The 9,195-nt window shown below is 43.1% G+C and carries 3 pseudogenes; all 3 read left to right on the top strand.

Features of this window, described 5'->3' with window-relative positions:
• Window positions 1-212: 212 nt before the first annotated feature.
• The 3 pseudogenes from CL667_09440 (at window position 213) to CL667_09430 (ending at window position 8,600) form a co-directional block, all read left to right on the top strand.
• Window positions 213-1,019: pseudogene (locus tag CL667_09440) on the top strand (hypothetical protein).
• Between the two features lie 990 nt (window positions 1,020-2,009).
• Window positions 2,010-2,246: pseudogene (locus tag CL667_09435) on the top strand (hypothetical protein).
• A 2,052-nt stretch (window positions 2,247-4,298) separates the two neighbouring features.
• Window positions 4,299-8,600, top strand: a pseudogene (locus tag CL667_09430) (hypothetical protein).
• The last annotated feature ends 595 nt before the right edge of the window (window positions 8,601-9,195 follow it).

Raw genomic sequence — 9,195 nt, 5'->3', positions numbered from 1 at the left:
TGCTGATTAAGTAATAGAAATCGAAGTCTGAAATTCTAAGTGAATTTTGGGGTACAACTTAAAGCACTCTCTTGATTTCAGGAGAGTGCTTTTTTGGTTTTAAGCTACTTTATAGGCAATGCGTTTAAACTTGATTTTTGTGGAGACCGCTGGCTAGTAAACATGCTTCAAAGTTACAATTAGCCCATTTATAGGTACATGTACCTATACGAATGAGTAGTCCTGCCTATTGTATTCGGGTAGTCAAAAGAGGATTTTTAGCGCAAATTATATTTACAGCGTTGGTTTCGGGGGCAAAATCCCTTCTAAATAAATACTTTCCTTATATGAAAAAATTGATACTCCTCCTCTCTGTTATTCTTCTTAATGTAACTGCCACTTTTGCCCAGGACGCTTTCAAAACTACATGGGATATTGCGTCACCGGGTGATTCCGTGACTATATATACTCCGGTAGTTTTTGATCCAATCACGTTCAGCCCAAAAGAGTATGATTTTACCATAAACTGGGGAGATGGATCTTCGGCAGAAAACTATACAGGGGGAAGTCCAAATCCCAGTCATGTATATGCTACCTCCGGGGATTACCAGATTAGTATTACAGGCTCGTTTTATCACATGTCCAACGATCCATTTGAAACCGGTGACGATACTACTACCATTAAGCAGCTTGTTTCTGTAGATCAGTGGGGTGATATCCAGTGGGAAAGTATGGCAGGAATGTTTCAGGGGGCCAGTAATATGACATACAATGCTACGGATGCTCCTGACCTTACAAAAGTAATTGATTTTTTTGGAATGTTTAATGGCGCTACCTCTTTCAATGGAGATATTGGGAACTGGGATGTTTCGAGTGTGGGAGGTTTTGTAGATATGTTCAAGAATGCGAGTTCCTTCAATGCAGATATTTCCGGTTGGAATATGTCGGGTGCAAATACATTGGATGATATGTTTTGGGGAGCTTCTTCCTTCGATCAAAATTTAGGTGCTTGGGATGTAAGCAATGTGGTAAGTCTTAATGGGTTAGGCAGTGGTGATTTCATGAATCCGGATGGTGGGTTTCTTATTGGTGCCGGAATGTCTCGGGAGAATTATGATTCGTTACTCATTGGGTGGTCGCAACAGTCATTACAATCCGGGGTTGGGGTTGAGTTGACGGTGGATCCATCCATCACCTACACAGGAGGTGCACCTGCTAATGCACGTCAGGATATTATTGATGATTTTGGATGGACTATTAATGATGGTGGTCAATCTGAAGCCCCGTGGTTTTTTGGATTACCCGCTGCTTTTGAGCTAAACACAAGTGCGACCGATTCTCTTAATCTATTCAGTTTTGTAAATGATTTGGTTACAGGAGATGCTTCACTTTCCTACGATTTTTCGACCTCACCGGGAGGTCTGGGAAGTCCCTCAGTAAATTTAACGAGCGGATATCTGTCACTTACAGGTCCATCAACGGCCCAAACATTTGAGCTTAGCATCACAATTACCGATGCAGAACTAAATGAGGCGACAGAAACATTGACCGTGAATGTTATCGAAGGGCTGAGTGTAGATCCGGCAACAGCATTTATCACAACCTGGAATACATCGGCTCCGGGACAAACGGTAACCATCCCAACAAGAGGAGATGGTGTATCTGATTATGACTTCACTATTGATTGGGGCGACGGAACGGTAGAAACCTATTCAGGCAATGAGCCTTCTGTAAGTCATACTTATGGAAGTTCGGGAGACCATGAGATTTTAATTGGCGGAACATTTCCATATTTCGCCGGTGATCAAGCGGACTTGAGTGGACTAATCTCGATTGATCAATGGGGAGATATTGCCTGGGAGTCCATGGAGAATATGTTTTATCAGGCTACGAATCTGGTAACCTATAATGCCTCAGATACTCCTGATTTATCAGGTGCAAGTAGCCTGAAAGGAATGTTTGCCTTTACGGGTTTATCGACCGCTGATTTTAGTGGCTGGGATGTATCATCTATTACTGATTTTGGTGAAATGTTTGCAAATGCAGCCTCCTTTAATGGCGATCTATCCGGCTGGACTTTTTCTTCAGCTCCCTTCTCAGAAGCAAACGCGCTTAACTTTACCGCCACCTTTAGTGGGGCCACAGCCTTCACAGGAACCGGGCTTGCTGGCTGGGATGTATCAAATGCTGACTCTATGTCAACGATGTTTGCAGAGGCTTCAGCGTTTAATCAGGATTTAAGTTCATGGGACATCAGCAATGTGAAAGACATGTTTTTCTTTGCTCTAAGTACCAGTTTAAGTACGGCTAATTATACAGCCATGCTCAGCAGTTGGAGTGCGTTGACTCTTCAGGATAACGTAGACTTTTCGGCCGGTACAACCACCTATAATCTCGCCGGGCTTGAAGGGCGGGATGTATTGATCAATACATTCGGCTGGTCTATTACCGATGGTGGTTTAACAGCAGGTGCACTGAGTTTATCGACTGACGAAATTTCGCCCATAGACACAACAGTGACGGATACCCTTTGGATGGATCTTACTATTGATGGAACCGTAGCTACAGATGCATTAAACCCGGGCTGGACCTTAACCCCGGCTACAGGAATGACAGCCACAGGCACTCCGGTGTACAATGAAACCCGACAGCAGTGGGGATATGATTTAAGTGGAATTACGGTAAGTGAAACTGATCAGGAATATGCGCTGGATATATTGGCTTCTGTTTCTTTAGAGAATGGGACTTCCAGTGTTGATGATAATTTTTCGATAAACATAACGGTACCTAATACAGGGCCGCTTGTTGCTGCACCTATAGCCGATGTTACGGTTGATGAAGATGCAGAGAATACAATCATAAATCTGACTGCCTATTTCTCAGATGCTGAGCAATCTGCCGGTGATTTGGTCTATTCAGTAGAAACCAATTCGAACTCTACATTAGTTACTGCTTCCGTAAATAATTCTACAGATATCCTGACGCTGGCTTATGGAGCAAATGAGTTTGGAACAGCAGATATCAACATACGGGCAACCGACTCCGGCGGATTAACTGCAGATAATTCATTCACCGTTACGGTAAATCCGGTAAATGATGCACCAACGGTAGCAAATCCTATTGCAGATATTATCATTAATGAAGATGGAACGATAGATCCAATTGATCTGACGGCGGTATTTAGTGATGCAGAGGATGCTGGGAGTGAGCTTACCTATTTCGCAGAAAGCAGCAATATGGAGTTGTTTAAAACTTCCATAAATTCAGAGACAAATACACTGAGTTTTACAGTAACTCCGGATAGCTATGGTACTGCTGAGTTTATTGCTGTAGCTAGAGATAGTGACAACTCTTTTGCTTTTGATACAGTTTCGGTTACAATCAACCCCGCAACATTACAGTTAACATTGCTTTCGGATCGTACGGATACGTTAACGATATACCCCGGTTTTACAGATACACTCCGCTTTACCGCTCAGGATGCTAACGCCAATCCTATTATAAGCGATGATGATTTAACCTGGACCATAACCAACGATTATGGATTGACCATAGCCGATCCGGTTTATGATGCCACCAATGAAAATTGGCACATTGCTTTTAAAGCCGATGATCATGAATCTGCTTTAGGTACGCTTTCCGTTGAGGTGCAATACACCGAGTATGAAAATCTTGGTCAGACGAAATCAGTGGTACTCGATCCCCGTGGCAACCGCCCATTTATTACCACCTGGGATGTAAGTGGAGGTAACATGTCCATTACATTTCCAACAGCAGATGAAGCGGATGGAAAAGATCTTTCGCCATATGATTTCCGCATTGACTGGGGAAATGGAGAGATAGAATTCTTTAACGGAGATGCTCCAACCGTAACAAAAACCTATGCTACAGAAGGAGACAGGACTGTCAAAATATCCGGAGACTTTCCTCACATAGCAGGGGGAACTAATTTTAATACCAGTACGAACAAGAATATGAAAACGGTATCTCAATGGGGAGATATAAAATGGGAGAGTATGACCACCAGTTTTGCTTCCACCAACAATTTGAGTATTACAGCAAGCGACGCTCCTGATCTTTCCCAAGTCACTTCAATGGCAAGTATGTTCATGTTTTCCGGGATCGCTACTCCAGATCTTTCAGGTTGGGATGTTTCCGGGGTTACGAATATGCAGCAAATGTTTTTAATTGCCGGAAATTTTAATGGTGATATCACAAGCTGGAACGTAGGAAATGTGCAAAACATGAACGGTATGTTCACCTACTCTCAATCTTTTAACGGGGATATTGGAGGTTGGAATGTGGCTTCTGTTGACAGTATGCTCGGAATGTTTGCCAACGCTGCAGCTTTTGACCAGAATCTTGCGGAGTGGGATATTTCCCAGGTTGTTTCGTTTGATGATGAAGCACAAGGTGCCGCTTTTATGAATGGAACCGCCCTTTCAACCTCTAATTACGATTCCTTATTAGCAGGTTGGGGTTCGCAAACCGTTCAACCGAATCTTACCATCAGCTTTGGAGAGACTCAGTATTCTTTAAATGGGCAGGCAGGAAGGCAGCAACTATTAAATGCGGGATGGACGATTAATGATGGTGGCCTTGCGGGTAATCCATTTATCACAACCTGGCGCACTACCACTGCCAATGAATCCATAACTATACCTACTGGTGGGGGGATAGATATTGCGGATTACGATTTCCAGATTTCGTGGGGAGATGGAACTGTTGATATGGTAACTGGAGATGATCCTGATCCAACGCATACTTACACTGAGCCAGATGATTATGAAGTTGTTATTGTTGCTTCTACTTTCTACTTACGACCTAATCAGGATGGGGATCTAAATCAGCTGATTTCCTTAGATCAATGGGGCGGTATAGAATGGCAAAGCATGAACAATTCATTTGCCTGGGCTCGCAATATGGAATACAACGCTACAGATGTGCCCGATCTCAGTAAGGTAGAAAGCATGGCAGGAATGTTCTTTGCGGCGGAAAAGCTAAGTGGAGATTTCAGCGGATGGAATACCTCTACTGTAACCGACATGAGTTTCATGTTTGACGGGGCTAAGATATTCAATGGAGATATTTCAACATGGGATGTCAGCAAGGTGACCAACATGCGAGAGATGTTCCAAAACGCAGATTCTTTAAACCAGGATTTAAGCAGTTGGAATGTTTCATCAGTAACAAACATGCAAGGATTATTTCAAAATGCACCGTCTTTTAACGGAAACGTTTCCACTTGGAACACGGGCGCTGTAACCAATATGTTTGGACTGTTCGCAGGAGCATCCAGCTTTAATCAAGATGTTTCAGAATGGGATGTAAGTAGTGTAACCGACTTCGGAGCTATGTTCCTGAATGCCTCGGAATTTGACCAAGACTTAAGCGGCTGGGATATTACCAAAACTACCCGTTTCGATAATGGGAATTTTGGTTTTCTTCAGGGAACCAGTTTCTCGCAACAACATTATGATCTGTTGCTTCACAATTGGAATAAACTCGAAGGGTTGCCTGAAAATGTGACCTTCAATGTGGGTGATACCAAATATGGAGCTGCTTCAAGAGCCCACGATAATCTCACCGGATTCAAAGGCTGGACGATCGCAGACGGTGGCCGGTTTGGCATGTTCATTAGTCTTTGGGAACCCACTTCAGAAAATCCAACCATCACCATTGGAACCAATAATGGACCAGAGGTGACAGATTTTGATTTCACTATTGATTGGGGTGATGGAACGGTAGAGCGTTTTGTAGGAGACAATCCGGCAATTGCTCATACCTATACATCATTCGGAACCAAAGCAGTTCGAATTGCCGGTACATTTCCCGGTATGAATTCTGCGACTGGCGGAGAGAATATATCTAAGGTCAAAAGTGTAGTTTTATGGGGTGAAATAGCCTGGGAAGATATGACCAGTATGTTTGCCGGTGTTAATGAGCTGACGATCACCGCGCAGGATACCCCGGACCTTTCTTCTGTTTCAAGTATGAAAAAGATGTTCTTCTCTCCAGATGCTCAGTCGTCATTTAACTCAGATATTTCTGATTGGGATGTATCGGTAGTAACCAATATGGAACTGATGTTTGCGGGAGCTAAAGCCTTTAATCAGGATATTTCGGGCTGGGATGTAGGCTCGGTTACCAATATGGGAGGTATGTTCGCTTCTACAACAGCTTTCGATCAGAATCTTGGAAACTGGGACATTCGAAACACAGAGACCTTTGATTATTTCGGGACTTTTGGACCAATAACAGTGCCGATAGATATTGGCTTTATGCTGGAAGCTGGTTTATCTACTTCAAATTATGATTCTACGCTCATCGGTTGGGCTGAAAAAGTGACTTCTAATAGTGATATCGATGTTTCTTTTGGTAATTCAACGCGATCTATTATTTCCACTTCGAGCTATAACAGCCTTACCGATTTGGGCTGGACTATTAATGATGGTGGTTCAACAAATGAATTTACCACCCGCTGGCAAACAACCTCTACCAATGAAACCATAACTATCCCAACCGGTGGAGGATCTGAAATATCTGATTTCGATTTTACCATTGACTGGGGTGATGGAACATTGGAAACCTATACCGGCGATGATCCGGATCCTTCTCATTCTTATACAACAGCAGATACCTACACGATTATGATCGGGGGAGTATTCCCTAAAATGGAGCCTGCTGCTGATGGTGATTTGGATCAACTCGTATCTTTAGAAAGTTGGGGTTCGGTACAATGGGAAGACATGACCCGAATGTTTGCCTGGGCTCGCAATATGAATTACAACGCAACAGATGAACCTGACCTGAACAATGTAACTTCTCTGGCAGCAATGTTCTTTTCAGCAGAAAAAGTAAACGCAGATCTGAATGAATGGAATACTTCTACTATTACTGACATGAGTTTCATGTTTGATGGCGCAACAGCTTTTAATGGAGATATCACCGGATGGAATACAAGCAATGTGTCCACCATGCGCGATATGTTCCAGTTTGCTTCTTCATTCAATCAAGATATTTCCAGCTGGGATGTAAGTAAAGTAACCGATCTGCGAAACATGCTGAACAATGCTTCTGCATTTGATCAGAATCTGGGGGACTGGCAGATTGGATCCGTTGAGTTTATGCAAGCAGGCTCGCAAGGGTTTTTGGAAGGAACGAATCTTTCAATTGTGAATTACAGTTCGTTACTGATCAAATGGTCGGAGCAAACCCTACCAATGAATCTTACATTGGATGTGGATAGCACTAATTATTCAAGTAAAACAATAGAAAGCCGTCAAAAAATCATCAATGACTTTAATTGGACAATCATCGACGGAGGACTGGGGTTAAGTGAGATCACAATGAATGTAACTCCGGATAGTTTTTCATTAAATTCTGTTTTGTCAATCGAATTATTGGGAGATGAATCCCCTCTTTCGGGTGAAAACGAAATCATTTCTTGGAAAGCAACCAACGCAGAAGACGAGACTGCGCTGGTAGGATTCAGTGCCCCGGCCTATAATTCTGATAACCAAAGATGGGAACTAATCACGAAAGGTTTTCAGGTTGCCAATCCTCATGGAGTGAAATTCATCCTTGAAGCAACAGTAGAAATACCGGAATTGGAAGTTATAGAATCTGGGATTTCTGATACGGTCAAACTTTACAATAACTTTTACTTCGCTGAAAACGGAGTAACCATTAAGGCACCGGATGCAGCCATCAATGAACAAGGGTTTGTGATCATTGATGGAGAGATAGTGATACACACTAAGCGTGATCGTGCAGGCTTGGATTCACTACTAAAAAGGGATAAAGTCTCAGAGCTGGTGACGTCGGTTACTACAGGTATTACAGATATGAGTAACCTGTTTAGACCGGTTCAAATTAATTTGTCAGGAGGGGGCAAAGAATATATCCGTAGGTCTTTTAACCAAGATATTAGTTCATGGGATGTCTCTAGTGTTACTGACATGTCTGGAATGTTTTCAGGAAGGATCATCGACTATTATTGTGAACCTCATTTTTTTTATGGAACAGCATTTTGTCATAACCTCCTATCGGTTCCATTTAATCAGGACATTTCAAATTGGGATGTTTCAAATGTTACAAATATGAGTGAAATGTTTCTTAATGCTGATGAATTTAATCAAGATATTTCAAGTTGGGATGTATCTAAGGTAACGGATATGCGTGCTATGTTTTATAGGAAAGGCAGTTTCTTCAGCGATATTTTTGGTAGAAGTGCATTTAATGCAGATATCTCAAGTTGGAATGTGTCTTCTGTGAGAAATATGGCATCTATGTTTTATGGCTCAAACTCATTCAATCAAGATCTTTCAGGGTGGGATGTTTCGAATGCAACCAATATGAGTCATATGTTCTATAAAGCCTCATCTTTCAATAATGGTAGTAGACCACAAGCAGGCAAGCTAGCAGACGCAGAATCAGCAACATTGACCGCTCTTTCATGGGATGTCTCTCAGGCAACCAACATGGCAAGCATGTTCCAGGGCGCCGAATCTTTCAATCAGGATATCAGCTCTTGGGATGTTTCCAATGTGCAATACTTTGATACAGTACCGTCAGCAAGCGCCAAACAGGCAGACATAGATAAAGCAGCTTCAGATTCAGAAGAAGCACCTATTTCGGAAACTGATTCCGAAAAAGAGGACAAACCAGTGCATACAGATGCTGAATCAGGAATAGCCACCGACCGACCAATCGGCGAGCGGGGGGCAGGCTCCGATGAGGGATCAAGACCAACGAATAAAAAGCAGGAATCCGAGTCCCTGCTGAACAATCTTCTGGATACCAAACCCGACTCCATCGCCGGCTTCCTAGTCGGCTCAGGCTTAAGCTCGGCTAACGCCAGCAAGATGTTTGTGGAATGGTCGAAGCGGGATCTTCAGGATGGGGTAAGCCTGAACATTGGAGCCATCGAACTGAATGAGGAGGGTGCCAACGCCCTAAAGGCTATGCGTCAGGCTAATAATATGACCGTTGCCTGGGGCGGCCAGCAAGGCGTTGCTGATGAGCCGGTATTCTCTGGCCTACCTAATCCCTTCGAGATTACTACCGAAGACACCCGAATTCTCAAACTCTGGGAATATGTGAGTGATGCCAATACCCCTGACAGCCAGCTGGAGTTTAAGTTCGATATCATTTCGGACTCGGTAGAAATCGTTGCCTATAATACGGTAAATGGAGAACTCTCCATCACCGCCC

This window comes from Balneola sp. (assembly GCA_002694685.1).
In the GTDB taxonomy this organism is placed as follows: Bacteria; Bacteroidota; Rhodothermia; order Balneolales; family Balneolaceae; genus Gracilimonas.
This window is presented reverse-complemented; position numbering and strand designations above follow the sequence as displayed.